We start from the raw sequence: 17127 nt of genomic DNA, 5'->3' as shown, positions 1-17127 counted from the left end.
CGGATCGTTTCGCCGTCGCCCGGGTTCTGCCGGAACGGAGAATGCTATGTCCGCGATCCTCGAGAAATGGGAAGTCGGCCCGCACGGGCCGCTGGTCGATATCGATCAAGGCCTGCTCACCGTCGCCGGCGAGATCGTCATGCCGCTCGGCCGCTTTCCGCGGCGGATGACGGTGATCGCGCTGCAGGGCGGCGGCACCGCGATCTGGAGCGCGATCGCGCTGCGCGAGCCCGAAATGGCGCGGATCGAGGCGCTCGGCCCGCCGCGCTTCCTGATCGTGCCCAATCAGGCGCACCGGCTCGACTCGCGGATCTGGAAGCAGCGCTATCCCGAACTGCAAGTCCTCGCTCCGCCGGGCGCGCGCGACAAGGTGGCCGAGGCGGTACCGGTCGACGCGACCGACGACATCATCGGCGATCCCGCGATCGCCTTCGCCACCATCGCCGGCGCGAAGCTCGGCGAGTTCGCGCTGCAGGTGAAGCGCGCCGGCGGCACCACCCTGATCCTCAACGACGTGATCGGCCATGTCCGCCACCCGCATGGCATCGGCGCGTGGCTGATGGCGCGGCTGATGGGATTCGGCGTCCATGGGCCGCGCGTCCCGCGGCCGATCCGGCGGAGGATGATCGACGATCCGCAGGCGCTCGCCGCGCAGCTCCGCGAATGGGCGGCGACCCCCGATCTCCGCCGCATCATCGTCAGCCATGGCGACCCGATCGAAAGCGATCCCGCCGCCGCCTTGCGCAAGGTCGCCGCTAGCCTCGGCTAGAGAAGCGTCGCTTGCACCGAGACTGTGAGGGCGGCGATGGAGACCGCGGCGAAGACGATCAGCGCAACCCACTTGGACACTCTGAATACGGGCTCTCCGGCCTTGACGCGCTCCCATTCGGCTTTGAGTATCTCGCTCGTCCCCATCACGAGCCGTTCCGTCAGCGCCGATAGCGGGCCCACAAAGGCATCCGGATTGCCGCCCTCGAAATGAGAGATCTTGTTCAGGGTGATCTCCATCTCCCGGATGATGTCCAGCACATTTTGGGAGGGCGCCTCCTTCGGATTCAGCCGTAGCCGCAGCCGGGTGGCAGTGGCGTTCGCCTCCAGAAAATCGGTGCGCGCCAGCTTCCACGCCTCGCTTTCCTCACCCGAGCGGGTCCTGAATTCGTCGAGGATGCCGAAGCAGGATGCGACCAGCTTGGCGACGTCCTCTCGCACCGCGTCGATCCACGCCTGACGGAACTCGGAGGTCTTTTGCTCCTTGCTCGCCACCAGCCCGAGAAAGGAAAGCACCGCCGCGATACATGCCGCGACCACCGCGCCAATGGCGATCGGCGGCAGCGTCATGTCAGTTCTTGATCTTCCAGCCGCTACGCAGCAGCGCGTAGCAGGCCAGCCCCAGCGCGACATCGAGTGCGAGGATGACGCCGCTGCCCAGCAGGATCGGGGAGTCGGCGACTCCGAGAAAGCCGTAGCGGAAGCCCGAGATGATGTAGAAGAACGGGTTGAGGTGGCTGATCGTCTGGAACACCGGCGACAGCTTGTCGACCGAGTAGAAGGTCCCCGAGAGCAGCGACAGCGGCGCCACCACGAAATTGGTCACCGCCGCGGCGTGATCGAACTTCTCCGCCCAGATCGACGTGAGCACCCCGAGCAGCGACAGGAACAGCGCGCCGAGGAAGCCGAACCACAGGATCGCCCACAAATGCCGCGGCATAACCTCGACGCCCGGCCACAGCGCCATCGCCAGCCACACCGCGCCGCCGACGCAGAAAGCGCGCGTCACCGATCCGCCGCACAGCCCCGCCAGCACTTCGCCGGTGGAAAGCGGCGGCATCAGATAGTCGACGATCGTCCCCTGGATCTTGCCGACGAGCAGCGAGAAGCTCGCATTGGCGAAGGCGTTCTGCAGCATGCCCATCACGATCAGCCCGGGCGCGATGAAATCGGCGAAGTGGATGCTCTGGCCGTGCAGCTCGACGGTGCGCCCGCCGCCGCCCAGCGCGACGGTGAAGATCACGAGGAACAGCAGCGTCGTGACCGCCGGTGCCCACACCGTCTGGAGCTGGACCTTGAAGAAACGGCGCACCTCCTTGATATAGAGCGTACGCAATCCTCCCCAGTTCACGTTTCGAATCACCGGAACGCCGGGTTCGGGGAGGCTATGACCGGTTTCTGGGTGGCTGCTCATCGCGTGCTCGCGTAAACGCTGGCCGCGCCGCCCGCAAGTTGAAGGAAGAGACGTGAGCTGGACCGAAGAGCGTATCGATACGCTGAAGAAGATGTGGGACAGCGGCATGACCGCGACCCAGATCGCCGAGGAGCTCGGCGGCGTGTCGCGCAACGCCGTGATCGGCAAGGCGCACCGGCTGGGGCTCCAGTCGCGCCCCTCGCCGGTCAAGCCGAACGAGCCCAAGGCCGAAGCCGCGGCACCCGCGCCCAAGCCTGCCGCGCCCGCCGCGCCGCCGCCCGCGCCTGCCGCACCCCGGGTCGCCGAGACTCGCGCCGCGCCGCCGAGCGCGCCTGCGCCCGCGGCCCCGGCCGAACCCAAGGAGCCGAACGCGCCCGTGCTCCGCTCGGTCGGCCCGGGCGGCTTCCTCCGCCAGAATCCCGGCGAGCAGTCGGCGCCGATCACGCCCGCGCCGCCGCGCCGTCTCGTCCCCGCCAAGCCGAGCGAGGCGATCGCGGGCAAGACCAGCCTGCTCGATCTCAACGACCGCATCTGCAAATGGCCGCTCGGCCATCCCGGCGAGCCCGATTTCCATTTCTGCGGCGACAAGGTGAACCCGGGCTTCCCGTACTGCGTCGAGCATTGCGGCCACGCCTATCAGGCGCAGCTCCCGCGCCGCGATCGCCGCCCACCGCCGCCGCTGCCCTTCGGCGGCCCGCGGGTGCGCTGATCCAGCCCTGACATCGCATCGCCCCGGAACCCGTTTCCGGGGCGATTGCTTTCCGGCGGGAATGGTCTCGCGCGGCGCATATCTGCACAATTGTGCAATCACTCCGAATGCGATATTCTCGCGCGCCTGCGGTCGGGGGCACGCGCGATGGCATCTGCAGCTCGGGACTATGGCAGCTATCTGTTCGACGCGGCGCAACGTCATGTTGCGGCGATGGGCCGCGGGTTCGGTGACGGCGCGGATGCCGCGCTGCGCGAGATGACGGCGCGCGCCGGCGCGTTCTTCAGCGAGGAAGAGGCGCAGGGCCGTCCGGTCGACATCGCCGCGGCCGAGGCCGATCTGATCGCGTTGCTCGATCATGCCGCCATGCTCGCACGCGACATTCCCGGCTATCCCGACGGGCTACTCGGCGAGCAGAGCCTCTTCCCTGCATTGTCGTGGTTCTGCCCACGCCATCCCTTCTGCTGAGCGATGGCGACGTCGATCGAAGGGCTCAAGGCCGCGGCCGACATCGCCAAGCAGATCATCACGCTGTCGACCGGCTCGGTCGCCTTCACGATCACCTTCCTCGACAAGTTCCAGATCCGCGGCAAGGATCAGTTCGCGACGATCCCGGTCGCGCTCTACGTCGCCTGGGTGCTGTTCGGCGTGACGATCCTGTTCGCGCTGCTCCATCTGATGGGCATCACCGGCTCGCTCGAGAGCATCGACCGCAAGGCCAATGGCTGGTCGCTCACCCCGCATCAGACGATGGCGGCCGACGGTGGCACCGATCATCTGCGCTGGCCGGGCATCCTGATGCTCGCCTTTTTCCTGTTCGCGGTGATCGCGATGATCGTCTCGGGCTTCAAGCTGGGCTGATTGCTCAGGGCTTGAACCGGTCGGGATATTCCCAGCGCCAGGGCAGCCCGGTCTCGCCGAGCGCCGCGGCGACCAGCGCGGGGAACGCCCCCTCGGCGCGGACGTCGTTCGACAGCAGCACGACGCAGCGCCGCCCGCGCTCGATGCACACCATGTTGTTGCCGGTCGATTCGTTGTGCCCGCTCTTGAAGAAGCCCGGTCCCTGCGGCCCGCCGAACGCGATCACCCCCAGCCCCGCGGCGACGCCTTTCGGCCGCGCCGCGGCCGGCGCCTCGGGCTGGAGCGTCGGGAATTGCGACACGGTGGTGATCGGCAATTGCCCGCGCACCATCTCGCGGCGCGACGCTGCGCTGAGCCCTTCGCCGCGGACCAGTCCCGCCGCGAAGCGCGCCATGTCGGCGATGCTGGTGTCCATCGAACCCGCCGCGCGCACCCGACTGCGCTCGTCGTGCGGCTCGGTCTTGCCCTCCTCGGTCCAGCCATCGGCAAGGTTGCGCGCGAAATCGGCGCGCCACGTCATGCTGGTGTTGGTCATGCCGAGCCGGTCGAACACCCGGCGCTGCATCTCGGCGCCGAGATCGAGCCCCAGCCCCTTCTCCAGCGCGAACTGGAGCAGGATGATCCCCTCGCCCGAATAGGCATAGCGGCTGCCCGGCGCGAAATGGATGCGCAGCTTCTCGTCGGGCTCGAGCCAGGCGAAATTGGCGAAGCCGGTGCTGTGGGTCAGCACCATCCGCGGCGTGATCTTGCGCCATCGCGCATCGCCGGCGAGATCGCCCCAATTGCCATAGGCGTCGAGATTGCCATAATCGGGCAGCGGCCTGGGCAGATAGTCCGCGATCGGCTTGTCGAGGTCGATCTTCCCGTCGTCGACCAGCTGCATCACGGTATAGGCGAACACCGCCTTGGTCAGCGACGCGCCGTACATCACCGTGTCGGTCTCGAGCGGCGCCCCCGCGGCGTTGCGCACGCCATAGCTGCGCACCAGCACCGGCTTGCCGTCCTCGACGATCGCGACCGCCAGCCCCTTGGCGCCGGTCTTCGCCATCGCCGCCTGCGCCGCCGCGTCGATCGCCGCCGCGCGCCGGTCGTCCGCCGGGCCCGCCATCGCGACGCCGGTCAGCAGCAACCCCGCGGCCGTCGCCGCCCATCCCGTCATCCGCATCGTCGCTCCCCGCTCGTTTCGGGCGCGATCCTACAGCCCCGGCCCGGGCCAGCAACCCTCGCCATTGTTCTTCGTTTGTTCTTTACCTGCGAAGCCGTTTCGGCTAGGCACCGCAGCAAGGAGAACCGCCATGTATCAGCACCCGGGCGAATGGTCGCATCTCGGCGAGGCGCGCCGCATCGGCGCCATTCTGGGCGAGATGCGCGAGATCGCGGCGCTGCGCGCGAAGGCTGCCGGTGGCGGCGGACGCAAGCTTGCCTTGCGCGGCAATTCGGCGTGACCCTATACCCCTGACATGTCCGAAGACCTGTTTGCCGCGCCGGGCGTCCCCTCCGGCACCTATGACGCCTCCTCGATCGAAGTCCTCGAAGGCCTCGAACCGGTCCGCCGGCGGCCGGGCATGTATATCGGCGGCACCGACGAGCGCGCGCTCCATCATCTCGCCGCCGAGGTGCTCGACAATGCGATGGACGAGGCGGTGGCGGGCCATGCCAACCGCATCGAGATCGTGCTCGAGGTCGGCAACCGGCTGACCATTATCGACAATGGCCGCGGCATGCCGATCGATCCGCACCCCAAATTCCCCGACAAATCGGCGCTCGAGGTCATCCTCTCGATGCTCCATTCGGGCGGCAAGTTCAGCGGCAAGGCCTATGCCACCTCGGGCGGCCTCCACGGCGTCGGCATCTCGGTGGTCAACGCGCTCTCGGTCGATACCGAGATCGAAGTCGCGCGCGATCGCCAGCTCTATCGCCAGCGCTTCAGCCAGGGCCAGACGCTCGGCCCGCTCGAGCATCTCGGCGGCACGCCCAATCGCCGCGGCACCTCGGTGGCGTTCACCCCCGATACCGAGATTTTCGGCGAGATGCTGTTCAAGCCCGCGCGGCTCTACAAGCTCGCCCGCTCCAAGGCCTATCTGTTCGCCGGCGTCGAGATCCGCTGGAAATGCGATGCCGCGCTGATCTCGGACGATACCCCGCCCGAGGCGGTGTTCCAGTTCCCCGGCGGGCTCGGCGATCACCTCAAGGAGCAGATCGGCACGCGCGAATGCGCCACTGCCGAGTTCTTCACCGGCCAGCAGGATTTCCCCGGCGAGAATCAGGGCCGGGTCGAATGGGCGGTGGCATGGCCGCTGTGGAGCGAGGGCTCGTACAGCTGGTATTGCAACACCATCCCCACCCCCGATGGCGGCACCCATGAGCAGGGCTTGCGCCAGGCCCTGGTCCGCGGCATCCGCGCGTTCGGCGAGCTGGTCGGCCAGAAAAAGGCCAAGGACATCACCGCCGACGACGTGATGGTCGGCTCCGAGCTGATGCTCTCGGTGTTCATCCGCGAGCCGCAATTCCAGTCGCAGACCAAGGACCGGCTGACCTCGCCCGAGGCGACCGCGCTGGTCGAGCGCGCGGTGCGCGACCATTTCGATCATTTCCTCTCGGATCATATGGATCGCGGCAAGGCGCTGCTCGCCTATGTCCTCGATCGCATGGACGATCGCCTGCGCCGCAAGCAGGAGCGCGAGGTCAAGCGCAAGACCGCGACCTCGTCGCGCAAGCTGCGCCTGCCCGGCAAGCTCACCGATTGCGCCGCCGACAGCCCCGAGGGCACCGAGCTGTTCATCGTCGAGGGCGATTCGGCCGGCGGCTCGGCCAAGCAGGCACGCGACCGCAAGACCCAGGCGATCCTGCCGATCCGCGGCAAGATCCTCAACGTCGCCAGCGCGACCTCGGCCAAGATCCTCGCCAATCAGGAGATCGCCGATCTGATCCTCGCGATGGGCTGCGGCACGCGCAAGGACTGCGACGCCGCCAATCTGCGCTACGAGCGGATCATCATCATGACCGACGCCGATGTCGACGGCGCGCACATCGCCACGCTGCTGATGACCTTCTTCTTCCAGGAGATGCCCGACATCGTCCGGCAGGGGCATCTCTATCTCGCCCAGCCGCCGCTCTATCGCCTCACCGTCGGCGCGAAGAGCCTCTATGCCCGCGACGACGCGCACCGGATCGAGATCGAGGAAGGCCCGTTCAAGGGCAAGAAGGTCGAGGTCAGCCGGTTCAAGGGGCTCGGCGAGATGAACCCCAACCAGCTCAAGGAAACCACGATGGACCCCGCGACGCGCGGGCTGCTGCGCGTCACGCTGCCGCAGGAATATGAGGAGCGCGCGGGCGTCAAGGATCTGGTCGACCGGCTGATGGGCAACAACCCCGCGCACCGTTTCGCCTTCATCCAGGAAAATGCCGCCCGGCTCGACGAGGAAGTCATCGACGCCTGAGGCTCGATCTGATCCTCCCCCGCCAGGGGGAGGTGGCATGCGAAGCATGACGGAGGGGGAGGAAGCACGACGGCCAGTTGGCTGCTTGCCTCCCCCTCCGTCGCCTTCGGCGACACCTCCCCCTTGCGGGGGAGGATAGACCCGCCTTCTCCCCGCCCCCTGTAAGAAATCCCCCTCGCGTGGGACTAAAGCAGTGAACGGGAGGGAAAGCCCACGCAATGCCCAGCGATCGGACAAGGCAGGACGCGCACTATGCCGAGGCCGGCGCCGCGTTCGCGCCGGCGATCGCCCGTCTCGCGCGCTCGGTCGAGGCCGATGCCGATCAGGCGCGCGATCTCGAGCAGGAGATCCATCTCGCGCTGTGGCGCAGCCTCGCCGGGTTCGACGGGCGTTGCGCACTGTCGACCTGGGTCTATCGCGTCGCGCACAATGTCGCCGCCAGCCATGTCGCGCGGCGCGCGCGCGGCGCAAAGCTGGTCGCGCTCGACGACGCCGATCTGCTCGCCGCCGACGATATCGAGGCCGAAGTCGGCGTGGCGCAGACGATCGCGCGGCTCCACGCGCTGATCCGCCGCCTCCATTCGCCCGATCGCGAGGTCATCCTGCTCTATCTCGAAGGGCTCGATGCGCGCGCGATCGCCGAAGTCACCGGGCTCGCCACGGGCACCGTCGCGGTGAAGGTCCATCGCATCAAGGCGCTGCTCGCGCGGCGCTTCCATTCCGGAGAAGCGGCATGAGCGATCCCCTCGCCACGCTCTGGGCGCAGCAGCATGCGGACGCCGTGCCGCCCGATGCCGATGCGCTCGCCCGCGCCGATGCGCGCTTCCGCCGCGGCATCCGCCGGCGCGACGCGATCGAATATGTCGCCGGGCTGCTCGGCATCGGCGTGTTCGCCCACACCGCATGGCAGGCCCCCGATTGGGGCATTCGCATCGGCTGCGCCGCGATCATCCTCGGCGTGCTGGTGGTGATGCGCAATCTGTGGAAGCGGCGTCCGCAGCGGCCCGATTCGGCGCTCGGCGCGCCCAGCCTCGCCTTCCATCGCGCCAATCTCGTCGCGCAGCGCGATACCGTCGCCAGCGTATGGCGCTGGTATCTCGCGCCGCCCGTGCCCGGCATGGTGCTGCTCCTGCTCGCGATCCTCCGCGTCTCGGCCGAGCGCATGCCGCTCTGGGCGGCGCTGCTCGCGATGCTGCTCACCGCCTTGCCCGTCGCCGGCGTCTTCTGGGGCATCCACCGGCTCAACCTCGCCGCCGCGCGCCGCCTCCAGACGATGATCGACGCGCTCGACCGCGGCGAGCTCTGACGGCTACACTCGAACCCAAGGGGAGATATCGGAATGCGCCTGTTGCTGCCTTGCCTGCTCGTCCTCGCGCCCGCCGCCGCGGATGCCCAGACGGCCCCTGCCGCACCCGCCGCGGCGATCGCCCCGGCCCCCGCGTTCGAGGCGCGCGCGAAGGAGCTCACCACGCTCCTCACCGATCTCGCCGGCTATGACGGCTTCTTCTCGCCCTCCTTTCGCGCCGCAATCCCGCGCGACAAGTTCGAGCCGCTGCGCGCCAGCCTCGTCGAGGCCAACGGACCGGTCACCGGGGTCCGTGTCGACACGATGACCTCGCCCTGGCTGGGCACGCTCGAAATCGACTATCGCGACGCCGTCGCCATGGCGACGATGGTGGTCGATTCCGCCGCGCCGCATCAGGTGTCGGGTCTGCGCATCACCAGCGTCGCCAGCCGCGTATCGAGCATCGACGCGGTGTCCGCCGCTCTCCGCGCGCTCCACGGCAACACCGGCTTCGCCCTTGCGAAGCTCGGCGCCGGTGCGCCCCGGTTGCTGGCCAGCCACCAGCCCGATCGCCCCTTCGCGATCGGCTCGGCGTTCAAGCTGATCATTCTCGCCGAGCTGGTCCGCGCCACCAACGCGGGCGAGCGCAAGTGGGACGATATGGTCACGCTCGACGGGTCCGAGCTTCCCGGCGGCGGCTACACGATGAAACCCAGGGGCGCGCAGGTCAGCCTGCGCGAGCTCGCCACCCAGATGATCTCGATCAGCGACAACAGCGCCACCGACATTTTGCTGCGCACACTCGGTCGCGAGAGGGTCGAGGCGATGCTGCCGGTCGTCGGCGTCAAGGATCCGGCCCGCAACCGCCCGTTCCTCGGCACGCTCGAGATGTTCAAATTGAAGGGAATCGAGGCCAATGATCTCGCCGGCCGCTGGCTTGCCGCCGATGAGGCCGGCCGCCGCGCGCTGCTCGACGGCGAAGTCGCGAAGACGCCGATGCTGCTGATCCGCCCAACCCTGTTCCGCGACGGTAAGCCGGTGCGGATCGAGCAGATCGAATGGTTCCTCTCCCCCGCCGATCTCGTGCGCGTGATGGATTGGCTCCGCCGCAACACCGAGGAGCCGAAAGGCGCCGATGCGCGCGCGGTGCTGTCGAAGAACCCCGGCATCACCCCCGCCGCCGCCGGTAAATGGCAATGGGTCGGCTACAAGGGCGGCTCGGAGCCCGGGGTGATGAACATGACGCTGCTGCTCGCGGCGAAGACCGGCGATTGGTACGTGCTGACGGGAAGCTGGAACGACCCCGCCCAGGCGGTGTCCGAGCTGCGCTTCGCCGGCCTGATCAGCCGCGCAGCGGAGCTGGCGGCGCCGTAGTCGGGTCCGCGGATGATCCGCCTTGCAAAATAGGATCTCGCCTGCTGCGCTGAACGCCGGCACGGCAGCTGTCGCGCCCGCTCTTTGACGCCGTCGATTTCCCTACAGCTTTGCGCAACCATATTTCCTACCCGCGCAACGGGAGAGTCGTTCTACCGCGACTCTTACGACTCTAGGCCGGCCAAACCCTGCAAAATGCCGCCGCGACCGTCCTACAGCGCCCTAGTTCCGCATCCGCGCCCGATGATAGGCGGTGCGGGTCGAGACCGCCGCGATCAGGATCAGCACGCCGAGGCCGAGCACCCCGACGCCCAGCCACAGGGGCACGGCCTCGATCCCCTTGCGATGCGCCAGCACCAGCAGCGCCCCGGCCAGCGCGACGAGGATCCCCGCCCGCCGCGGCCCCACCGCGATTCCGCGCAGCTCCTGCCGGTAGGCGGCGCGCTGCGCGGGGTCGTCGAGGTCAGGCGCCGTCATGCCGGTCCTCGCGGAGCAAGCCGTAGAGCGCGGTGTCGCGCACCCCGATATGCGTCTCCCATTCGCCGCGCAGCATGCCCTCGAGCCGGAAGCCGAGCCGTTCGAGCAGGCGGCGCGAGGCGGCGTTGTCGGGGTCGACATCCGCCACGATCTTGCGCTGGCCCTCGGCAAAGATCTGGCCGATCACCGCGGCCACGGCCTCGCCGGCATAGCCGCTGCCCCGCGCATCGGGGACGAAGAGGTAGCCGACCTCGCTGACATTGCCTTGCCGCTTCTCGCCCACGGCGACGAAGCCGATCGCCACGTCCGAGGGCAGGCAGGTGACGATCCAGCGCCGCCATCCCGGCCGCGGCAGCGCGAGATCGGCGCGCGTCTGGTCGAGCGTCTCGAACGGCGCATGCGTCCACCAGCGCATGCTCGTGGCGTCGGAATAGGCGCGATGCAGCGCCTCGGCGTCCTCAAAGGCTTCGGGGCGCAGCCGCAGCCGCGCCGTCGTCAGGACCGGCGTCGGACGCCCGGCGGGAGCGGTCGGCCGGCTACGAGGCCAGCGCATCGACCAGCGCCTTGACCTTCTTCTGCCGCCATTGCGGCAGCGGCGCGACCAGCCAATAGCCGAGCCGCGACGATTTGGGCTCGCCGATCGTCGCCACCCGGCCCGAGGCGATGTCGGCGCGCGCGATCAGCTCGGGCACCGTCGCCCGGCCCAGCCCCTCGGCCGCCGCGTCGACCGCCAGCCCGGCATCGGCGACGCGGACCAGCGAGCCGGCGTCCTCGGCGAGGCAGCCGGCCCAGGCGATCGGCGTGTCGGCGCCGCCGCCCGGCCGCGCGACGGTGACCATGCCGTCGCTCTCCAGCGCCTCGCCCTCATGCTCGCCCGGGCCTTCGCCCCAGCGGATCGCTAGGTCGAGATTGGCTTCGGTGAAGTCGATCGCCTCGTCGGCGGGCACCAGCATGAAGCGCAGCTCGCCATCGCCGCGCGCGATCTCGGCGAGCCGCGGCATCAGCCATTTGGCGGTCAGGTCTCGCGGCGCCGCGATGGTCAGCGACTTGGACGATTGCCCGGCCTGCATCGCCCGCACCGATTCCTCGAACTGGAGGAAGCCGGCGCGCAGCGCGGCGAGCCCGGCCTCGGCCTCGGGAGTGAGTTCGAGCCCCTTGGTGGTGCGGCGGAACAGCACCACGCCCAGCGTATCCTCGAGCGCGCGAATCTGCTGCCCTACCGCCGCGGGAGTCACCGCCAGCTCGTCGGCGGCGCGGGTGAACGAGAGGTGCCGCGCCGCAGCGTCGAGCACGCGCAGGCCGTTGAGCGGGAGATGGGTCCGCTTCATCCGGTCACCGCCGGCGCGATCAGCGCGAATTTGGGGATCGCCACGTCGAACGCCGCGCCGTCCTCGCCGATCATGTGATAGCTGCCCTGCATGTTGCCGGTCGGCGTCGAGAGCGGGCAGCCCGAGACATAGTCGAAGCTCGCGCCGGGCTCGATCATCGGCTGCTCGCCGACCACGCCCTCGCCTTCGACTGTATGCCGCGCGCCGCGCCCGTCGGTGATCACCCAGTGGCGGGTGAGCAGCTGGACGCTGTGTTCGCCCTTGTTCTCGATGCGGATGTGATAGGCCCAGAACCAGCGGCCGCGCTGGGGTTCGGACTGTTCGGGCAGATAGGAGACGGAGACGCGCACCACGATGCCGCGAGTCTCGGCCTCGTCGGCGAACAGCGCCTTCATCACCGCGTCGCTCACAGGCCGACCTGCCCCAGCGCCTGATCGAGATCGGCGATCAGGTCGTCGGGATCCTCGAGGCCGACATTGAGCCGCAGCATGCCTTCGGTCACGCCCATCTCGATCCGCTTGTCCTCGGCGACGCCGTAATGCGTCGTCGACGAAGGATGCGTCATCAGCGAACGCGAATCGCCGATATTGTTCGAGATGTCGATCAGCGCGAGCGCGTCGAGTAGCGCATGTGCCTGCGTCCGCCCCTCGACTTCGAACGAGAAGATCGAACCGGCGGCGCTCATCTGCCGCGAGAACAGATTGTGCTGCGGATGGCTCGGCAGCGCCGGGAAGTTGATCCGCGGCACCCGTCCTTCGAGGAAGCGGCCGACCTTCAGCGCGTTCTCGCTCTGCCGATGGATGCGCAGATCGAGCGTCTCGAGTCCCTTGAGCACTACCCAGGCGTTGAACGGGCTCAGCGTCGGCCCGGTGTTGCGGGTGAAGGCGAGCAGCGTCTCGTTGATGAACTTCTCGCTGCCGGTGACGGCGCCGGCGAGCACGCGGCCCTGCCCGTCCATCATCTTGGTCGCCGAATAGGCGACGACATCGGCGCCGAACTCGAGCGGGCGCTGGAGCGCGGGGGTGGCGAAGGCATTGTCGACCACGGTGGTGACGCCGTGCTTCTTCGCGATGCCGCACACCGCCTCGAGATCGACCACGTCCATCGTCGGATTGGCCGGGGTCTCGAAGAAGAACACCTTGGTGTTCGGCCGGACCGCATCCGCGAATTGCTGCGCGTCGCGCGCGTCGACGATCGTGGTCTGGATGCCGAACTTGGGCAGCAGCGTATCGGTCAGCCAGCGGCACGAGCCGAACGCCGCGCGGCCGCCGACGAGATGGTCGCCCGCCTCGAGCTGGCAGAGCAGAGCCGCGGTCATCGCCGCCATGCCCGATGCCATCGTCCGGCAGGCCTCGGCGCCCTCGAGCAGCGCGATCCGCTCCTCGAGCATCTGCACCGTCGGGTTCTGCAGGCGCGAATAGGTCATGCCCTGCTGCTCGCCCGCGAAGCGCGCGGCGGCGTCGCCGGCGCAGTCATAGGCATAGCCCGAGGTGAGGAAGAGCGCTTCGCTGGTCTCGCCGAAGTCGGAGCGCATGGTGCCGCCGCGGATCGCCTGGGTTGCGGGCTTCCAGTTGCGCGTGACGCTACGGTCCTGTCCGGTACGGCGTTTCATGCAAATCGCTTTGCAGGCGCGGGGCGCCTCCCGTCAACCAAGACCGGCATGACGCGGGTGAAATGATCGTTTAGGCAAGGGCCATGCTCGATCGCCTCAAGGCCCTCCGCACCCGCCCCTGGCTCGTCGCGTTGCTGCTGGGGCTCGCCGCCCAGACCCTGTTCACCGTCCATCTCGACCGGCCGAGCCGGATCATGTTCGACGAGGTCCATTACGTCCCCGCCGCGCAGGCGCTGCTCGATCGCGAGGGGCCGCGCAACATCGAGCATCCGCTGGTCGGCAAGGAGCTGATCGGCGCCGGCATCGTGCTGTTCGGCGACAACCCGTTCGGCTGGCGCGCCTTCACCACGCTCGCCGGCACAGCCACCGTGCTCGGTGCCTTCGCCTTCCTCTGGCTGCTGCTCGGCTCGATGCGCGCCGCGCTGGTCGCAGCCATTCTCACCACGCTCAACCAGAGCGTCTATGTCCAGGCGCGCACTGCGATGCTCGACATCTTTCTCGGCGCCTTCCTGCTCTGGGCGATGGTGTTGATGCTCTGGGCGATGAAGGGGCCGCCGCCGCAAGTGAAGCGCCGCTGGATCGGCGCGGCGGTGCTGCTCGGGCTCGCGGTCGGCACCAAATGGGCGGCGATCCCTTATGTCGCGCTCGCTGGTTTCGCCTTCATCGTCATCCGCCTGCGCGATGCCCGCCGCGCCAAAAACCCGCTGGCGTCGGCCTTGTCGGGCAAGGACCAGCCCCACTGGCCCGGGCTCGGCCTTCTCCCCGGCTTGCTGATCCTCGGCGGGGTTAGCATCGCCACCTATTTCGCGACCTTCTTCCCGGCCTTCTTCTACGAGCGCGATCCGCTCACCTTCGCCCGGCTGATCCCGCTCCAGCAGGAAATGTACGCGCTCCAGACGCAGGTGCTGGCCAGGCACACCTATCAGTCGGACTGGTGGAGCTGGCCGTTGATGCTCCGCCCGATCTGGTATTTCTACGAATGGGACGCCGGCGCGCAGCGCGGCGTGCTGCTGATCGGCAATCCGCTGATCATGTGGGGCGGATTGGTCGCGGTGCTCGCCTGCCTATGGGCGTGGCTGCGCGAGCACGCGATCCGGCCGGGGGCGATCGCGCTGCTGTGGATCGCCAGCCTCGGCATCTATGTCGTCATCCCCAAGTCGCTCGGCTTCTATTATTATTATCACCTGTCGGCGATCTTCCTGTGCCTCGCGCTGGCCGCGGCCTTCCACCATTTCGACCGCGGACGCGACAAGGGGCGCGAGGAATGGTTCGTCGCCGCCTCGCTGCTCGCCTTCCTCTATTTCTACCCGATCCTCGCTGCCTCGGCGCTGTCCGACGCACAGGGCTTCCGCAAATGGATGTGGTTCCCGGGCTGGTTGTGAATCGAATTTCCTTCTCCCCTCGTGGGAGAAGGAAGGGGCCCGCTGCGAAGCAGTGGGAAGGATGAGGGGCCTGTGTCTCAGGACACACCCCCCCTCACCCTTCCGCCGATTTCATCGGCTCCCTCCCTCTCCCACAAGGGGAGAGGGACCTTCAGTAGCGGCCCCAGGTGAAGCGCGACGACAGCGCGAAATTCCACACCGCCGCCACCGCGATCCCGGCCAGCGCCGAGAGCCGCCAGTCGCCATGCTGGACATCGTGGAGGAACGCCGAGACGCCGACATTGGCCGCCGCGCCCACTGCGCAGACGAGGCAGAAGCTTACCCAGCCGCCGATCAGTTCCTTCGCGCCCTTGAGCCTTTGCTCGCGATAGGTGAGCGCGTTGTTGAGGAAGAAGTTGAAGGTCATCGCGACCACGGTGGCGACGATCGTCCCGGTGACGAAGGGCCAGCCGAGCAGGCGGAACAGCGCCCCCAGCACGACGAAATGCACTGCCGCGCCCAGCGCCCCGATCGCCGAGAACATCGCGAACCGCACCGGCACGACCTTACCGAACATCCGGTCGTACAGCGCGATCAGATATTCCATCGCGACGACGTGATCGAGCTTGCTCTCGCCTTCGGTACGGATGCGGAAGGTGTAGGGCAGCTCGCGGAATTTGAGCGGGTGCGGCGCCGCGGTCATGATGTCGAGCAGGATCTTGAAACCGATCCCCGACAGCGTCGGCACCAGATCGCGGACGATCTGGGTGCGGATCATGAAGAAGCCGCTCATCGGATCGCTGAGATCGGCCTTCAGCACCTGCCGCGACAGCTTCGTCGCGAACGCCGATTTGGCGACGCGGTCGCGGTCCCATTCGCCGGTGCCGCCGCCCGCGACGAAGCGCGAGCCGACCACGACTTCGAGGCCGTCGTCCCCTTCCAGCGCGTCGAGCATCGCCGGCAGGATCGTCTCGTCATGCTGCAGATCGCCGTCGATCACCGCGACGAACGGCGCGGCGGTCGCGCACATCCCCTCGATACACGCCGAGGAGAGCCCGCGCCGACCGATCCGCTGGATCACCCGCACGCGCTTGTCGAGCCGGCCCAGCTCGCGCGCCGCCGCGGCGGTGCCGTCGGGGCTGTCGTCGTCGACGAAGATCGCTTCCCAGTTGCGCCCCGCCAGCGCCTGATCGAGCTTCGCAATGAGCACGGGCACGTTCGCCCGCTCGTTGAACGTCGGGATGACGACCGCGAGCTCGAGCAGGTCGGGGATCACACCAGCTCCCGCAGCACCGCGTCGCCCATCTCGGTCGTGCTCAGGCTACCGCCGAGATCGGCGGTGCGCGCGCCCTTCGCCAGCGCGCCCGCAACGGCCTTCTCGACGCGCTGCGCCGAAGCCTCGTCGCTCAGGCTGTGGCGGAGCAGCATCGCCGCCGACAGGATCGCGGCGCAGGGATTGGCCTTGCCCTGCCCGGCGATGTCAGGCGCGCTGCCGTGGATCGGCTCGTACATGCCGTTGTCGCCGCTCCACGCGCGCAGCGACGCCGAAGGCAGCATCCCGATCGAGCCCGCGCACATGCTCGCCTGATCGGACAGGATGTCGCCGAACAGATTGCCGGTGACGATCACATCGAATGCGTTGGGCTGGCGGACGAGCTGCATCGCGGCGTTATCGACATACATGTGGGTCAATTCGATTTCAGGATATTGCGTGCTCATTTCGTTGACCACGTCGCGCCACAGCTGCGAGGTCTCGAGCACATTGGCCTTGTCGACCGAGCAGAGCTTCTTCTTGCGCCGCTTCGCCATCTCGAAGCCGACCCGGGCGATGCGCTCGACCTCGGCTTCGTTGTAGCTCATCACGTCATAGCCCTGGCGCAGGCCCTCGGCATTGTGACGCCGACCCTTCTCGCCGAAATAGACGTCGCCGACGAGCTCGCGGACGATGACGATGTCGAGCCCCGCGACGGCTTCGGGCTTGAGCGAGGTCGCCGATTCGAGCCCCGGGAACAGCGTCGCCGGGCGGATATTGGCGAACAGGCCGAGCTCGCGACGGATACCGAGCAACGCCGCCTCGGGGCGGAGCTGGCGTTCGAGCGCCTCGAAGCGCGGATCGCCGATCGCGCCGAACAGCACGGCGTTGGCGCGCTTGGCGAGCGTCAGCGTCTCGGGGGGAAGCGGCCGCCCGGAGACCAGATAGGCCGCGCCGCCGACCGGCGCTTCCTCGAACTGAAGCCCGAGATCGAGCGCTTCGAGCACGCGGCGCGCCTGGGTGGTGACTTCGGGCCCGATCCCGTCGCCGGGCAGAACAGCAATCAGCGGCATTCTTTTTCCCTTATTCCCCCTCCCTGAAAGGGAGGGGTCAGGGGTGGGTCCAGCGCCGGACGGGGCTCGATGCCCCGTTCGGCGCTTTGGCGCGCGCAGGTGCTCGCTCCGCTCGCAACCCACCCCCAACCCCTCCCTTGCAGGGAGGGGAGTTCCGTGCCGCTTTGCCCACC

Annotated in this window: 20 protein-coding genes; 10 read left to right on the top strand and 10 right to left on the bottom strand. The window is 68.3% G+C overall.

What is annotated here, in order from left to right:
* Nucleotides 1-46: 46 nt before the first annotated feature.
* Nucleotides 47-769: a hypothetical protein gene (locus E5A74_RS20400; protein WP_135987470.1), complete on the top strand. Its 723-nt coding sequence runs from the start codon at nt 47-49 to the stop codon at nt 767-769.
* Here E5A74_RS20400 and E5A74_RS20395 read toward each other — a convergent pair.
* Nucleotides 766-1338 (bottom strand): hypothetical protein, encoded by a 573-nt coding sequence (locus E5A74_RS20395; protein WP_135987469.1) that lies wholly within the window; start codon nt 1336-1338, stop codon nt 766-768. The genes E5A74_RS20400 and E5A74_RS20395 overlap by 4 nt on opposite strands.
* Before the next feature lies 1 nt (nt 1339).
* Nucleotides 1340-2182 carry an ABC transporter permease gene (locus E5A74_RS20390; protein WP_135987468.1) on the bottom strand — a complete coding sequence of 281 codons (843 nt, stop codon included), beginning with the start codon at nt 2180-2182 and terminating at the stop codon, nt 1340-1342.
* Nucleotides 2183-2234: 52 nt separating this feature from the next.
* On the opposite strand from E5A74_RS20390, the gene E5A74_RS20385 reads away from it, so the two are divergent.
* The 3 genes from E5A74_RS20385 to E5A74_RS20375 all read left to right on the top strand — a co-directional run bounded on the left by E5A74_RS20385 (nt 2235) and on the right by E5A74_RS20375 (nt 3752).
* The gene (locus tag E5A74_RS20385; RefSeq protein ID WP_135987467.1) at nt 2235-2891 is read left to right on the top strand and encodes a GcrA family cell cycle regulator; all 657 of its coding nucleotides are present in this window, start codon (nt 2235-2237) and stop codon (nt 2889-2891) included.
* 147 nt (nt 2892-3038) lie between these two features.
* Nucleotides 3039-3359, top strand: a complete 321-nt coding sequence (locus E5A74_RS20380) for a hypothetical protein (protein ID WP_135987466.1) — start codon at nt 3039-3041, stop codon at nt 3357-3359.
* A gap of 3 nt (nt 3360-3362) precedes the next feature.
* Nucleotides 3363-3752, top strand: coding sequence for a hypothetical protein (locus E5A74_RS20375; RefSeq protein ID WP_135987465.1), 390 nt, complete (start codon nt 3363-3365; stop codon nt 3750-3752).
* Between the two features lie 4 nt (nt 3753-3756).
* Here E5A74_RS20375 and E5A74_RS20370 read toward each other — a convergent pair whose 3' ends face one another.
* Nucleotides 3757-4917 (bottom strand): serine hydrolase domain-containing protein, encoded by a 1161-nt coding sequence (locus E5A74_RS20370; protein ID WP_206365934.1) that lies wholly within the window; start codon nt 4915-4917, stop codon nt 3757-3759.
* 130 nt (nt 4918-5047) lie between these two features.
* Here E5A74_RS20370 and E5A74_RS21045 point away from each other — a divergent pair, with 130 nt between their 5' ends.
* The 5 genes from E5A74_RS21045 to E5A74_RS20350 all read left to right on the top strand — a co-directional run bounded on the left by E5A74_RS21045 (nt 5048) and on the right by E5A74_RS20350 (nt 9851).
* A complete protein-coding gene (locus tag E5A74_RS21045) occupies nt 5048-5197 on the top strand; it encodes a hypothetical protein (protein ID WP_166745622.1) in 150 nt (49 codons plus the stop codon).
* A 15-nt stretch (nt 5198-5212) separates the two neighbouring features.
* Nucleotides 5213-7192 carry a DNA topoisomerase IV subunit B gene (gene parE / locus E5A74_RS20365; RefSeq protein ID WP_135987464.1) on the top strand — a complete coding sequence of 660 codons (1980 nt, stop codon included), beginning with the start codon at nt 5213-5215 and terminating at the stop codon, nt 7190-7192.
* A gap of 218 nt (nt 7193-7410) precedes the next feature.
* Entirely contained in the window at nt 7411-7929 is a 519-nt protein-coding gene (locus tag E5A74_RS20360) for an RNA polymerase sigma factor (protein ID WP_135987463.1), read from the top strand.
* Entirely contained in the window at nt 7926-8498 is a 573-nt protein-coding gene (locus E5A74_RS20355; RefSeq protein ID WP_135987462.1) for a hypothetical protein, read from the top strand. The genes E5A74_RS20360 and E5A74_RS20355 overlap by 4 nt, the downstream gene beginning before the upstream one ends.
* A gap of 33 nt (nt 8499-8531) precedes the next feature.
* Nucleotides 8532-9851 (top strand): serine hydrolase, encoded by a 1320-nt coding sequence (locus tag E5A74_RS20350; protein WP_135987461.1) that lies wholly within the window; start codon nt 8532-8534, stop codon nt 9849-9851.
* Nucleotides 9852-10073: 222 nt separating this feature from the next.
* Here E5A74_RS20350 and E5A74_RS20345 read toward each other — a convergent pair whose 3' ends face one another.
* The 5 genes from E5A74_RS20345 to E5A74_RS20325 are packed head-to-tail and all read right to left on the bottom strand — an operon-like array spanning nt 10074 to nt 13268.
* A complete protein-coding gene (locus E5A74_RS20345; protein WP_135987460.1) occupies nt 10074-10328 on the bottom strand; it encodes a hypothetical protein in 255 nt (84 codons plus the stop codon).
* Nucleotides 10315-10881: a GNAT family N-acetyltransferase gene (locus E5A74_RS20340; protein WP_135987459.1), complete on the bottom strand. Its 567-nt coding sequence runs from the start codon at nt 10879-10881 to the stop codon at nt 10315-10317. Before E5A74_RS20340 ends, E5A74_RS20345 begins: the two co-directional genes overlap by 14 nt.
* Nucleotides 10865-11656, bottom strand: a complete 792-nt coding sequence (locus E5A74_RS20335) for a LysR family transcriptional regulator (RefSeq protein WP_135987458.1) — start codon at nt 11654-11656, stop codon at nt 10865-10867. Before E5A74_RS20335 ends, E5A74_RS20340 begins: the two co-directional genes overlap by 17 nt.
* Nucleotides 11653-12051, bottom strand: a complete 399-nt coding sequence (gene apaG / locus E5A74_RS20330; protein ID WP_135987498.1) for a Co2+/Mg2+ efflux protein ApaG — start codon at nt 12049-12051, stop codon at nt 11653-11655. The genes E5A74_RS20335 and apaG overlap by 4 nt, the downstream gene beginning before the upstream one ends.
* A gap of 11 nt (nt 12052-12062) precedes the next feature.
* Nucleotides 12063-13268 (bottom strand): trans-sulfuration enzyme family protein, encoded by a 1206-nt coding sequence (locus tag E5A74_RS20325; RefSeq protein WP_135987457.1) that lies wholly within the window; start codon nt 13266-13268, stop codon nt 12063-12065.
* Nucleotides 13269-13351: 83 nt separating this feature from the next.
* Between E5A74_RS20325 and E5A74_RS20320 the strand changes: the two genes are divergently transcribed.
* On the top strand, nt 13352-14650 hold the full coding sequence (locus E5A74_RS20320) for a phospholipid carrier-dependent glycosyltransferase (RefSeq protein WP_135987456.1): 1299 nt from the start codon (nt 13352-13354) through the stop codon (nt 14648-14650).
* Between the two features lie 151 nt (nt 14651-14801).
* Here E5A74_RS20320 and E5A74_RS20315 read toward each other — a convergent pair whose 3' ends face one another.
* The gene (locus E5A74_RS20315; RefSeq protein WP_135987497.1) at nt 14802-15902 is read right to left on the bottom strand and encodes a glycosyltransferase; all 1101 of its coding nucleotides are present in this window, start codon (nt 15900-15902) and stop codon (nt 14802-14804) included.
* A complete protein-coding gene (gene leuB / locus E5A74_RS20310) occupies nt 15902-16954 on the bottom strand; it encodes a 3-isopropylmalate dehydrogenase (RefSeq protein ID WP_135987455.1) in 1053 nt (350 codons plus the stop codon). The genes E5A74_RS20315 and leuB overlap by 1 nt, the downstream gene beginning before the upstream one ends.
* Nucleotides 16955-17127 lie beyond the last annotated feature (173 nt).

Origin of the sequence: Sphingomonas naasensis (assembly GCF_004792695.1) — a bacterium.
Lineage (GTDB): Bacteria > Pseudomonadota > Alphaproteobacteria > Sphingomonadales > Sphingomonadaceae > Sphingomonas > Sphingomonas naasensis.
This window is presented reverse-complemented; position numbering and strand designations above follow the sequence as displayed.

Excerpts from the sequence above, each read along its gene's own strand:
- E5A74_RS20400 (WP_135987470.1), top strand. The coding sequence starts at position 47 with ATGTCCGCGATCCTCGAGAAATGGGAAGTCGGCCCGCACGGGCCGCTG.
- E5A74_RS20395 (WP_135987469.1), bottom strand. The coding sequence starts at position 1,338 with ATGACGCTGCCGCCGATCGCCATTGGCGCGGTGGTCGCGGCATGTATC.
- E5A74_RS20390 (WP_135987468.1), bottom strand. The coding sequence starts at position 2,182 with ATGAGCAGCCACCCAGAAACCGGTCATAGCCTCCCCGAACCCGGCGTT.
- E5A74_RS20380 (WP_135987466.1), top strand. The coding sequence starts at position 3,039 with ATGGCATCTGCAGCTCGGGACTATGGCAGCTATCTGTTCGACGCGGCG.
- E5A74_RS20375 (WP_135987465.1), top strand. The coding sequence starts at position 3,363 with ATGGCGACGTCGATCGAAGGGCTCAAGGCCGCGGCCGACATCGCCAAG.
- E5A74_RS20370 (WP_206365934.1), bottom strand. The coding sequence starts at position 4,917 with ATGCGGATGACGGGATGGGCGGCGACGGCCGCGGGGTTGCTGCTGACC.
- E5A74_RS21045 (WP_166745622.1), top strand. The coding sequence starts at position 5,048 with ATGTATCAGCACCCGGGCGAATGGTCGCATCTCGGCGAGGCGCGCCGC.
- parE (WP_135987464.1), top strand. The coding sequence starts at position 5,213 with ATGTCCGAAGACCTGTTTGCCGCGCCGGGCGTCCCCTCCGGCACCTAT.
- E5A74_RS20360 (WP_135987463.1), top strand. The coding sequence starts at position 7,411 with ATGCCCAGCGATCGGACAAGGCAGGACGCGCACTATGCCGAGGCCGGC.
- E5A74_RS20355 (WP_135987462.1), top strand. The coding sequence starts at position 7,926 with ATGAGCGATCCCCTCGCCACGCTCTGGGCGCAGCAGCATGCGGACGCC.
- E5A74_RS20350 (WP_135987461.1), top strand. The coding sequence starts at position 8,532 with ATGCGCCTGTTGCTGCCTTGCCTGCTCGTCCTCGCGCCCGCCGCCGCG.
- E5A74_RS20345 (WP_135987460.1), bottom strand. The coding sequence starts at position 10,328 with ATGACGGCGCCTGACCTCGACGACCCCGCGCAGCGCGCCGCCTACCGG.
- E5A74_RS20340 (WP_135987459.1), bottom strand. The coding sequence starts at position 10,881 with ATGCGCTGGCCTCGTAGCCGGCCGACCGCTCCCGCCGGGCGTCCGACG.
- E5A74_RS20335 (WP_135987458.1), bottom strand. The coding sequence starts at position 11,656 with ATGAAGCGGACCCATCTCCCGCTCAACGGCCTGCGCGTGCTCGACGCT.
- apaG (WP_135987498.1), bottom strand. The coding sequence starts at position 12,051 with ATGAAGGCGCTGTTCGCCGACGAGGCCGAGACTCGCGGCATCGTGGTG.
- E5A74_RS20325 (WP_135987457.1), bottom strand. The coding sequence starts at position 13,268 with ATGAAACGCCGTACCGGACAGGACCGTAGCGTCACGCGCAACTGGAAG.
- E5A74_RS20320 (WP_135987456.1), top strand. The coding sequence starts at position 13,352 with ATGCTCGATCGCCTCAAGGCCCTCCGCACCCGCCCCTGGCTCGTCGCG.
- leuB (WP_135987455.1), bottom strand. The coding sequence starts at position 16,954 with ATGCCGCTGATTGCTGTTCTGCCCGGCGACGGGATCGGGCCCGAAGTC.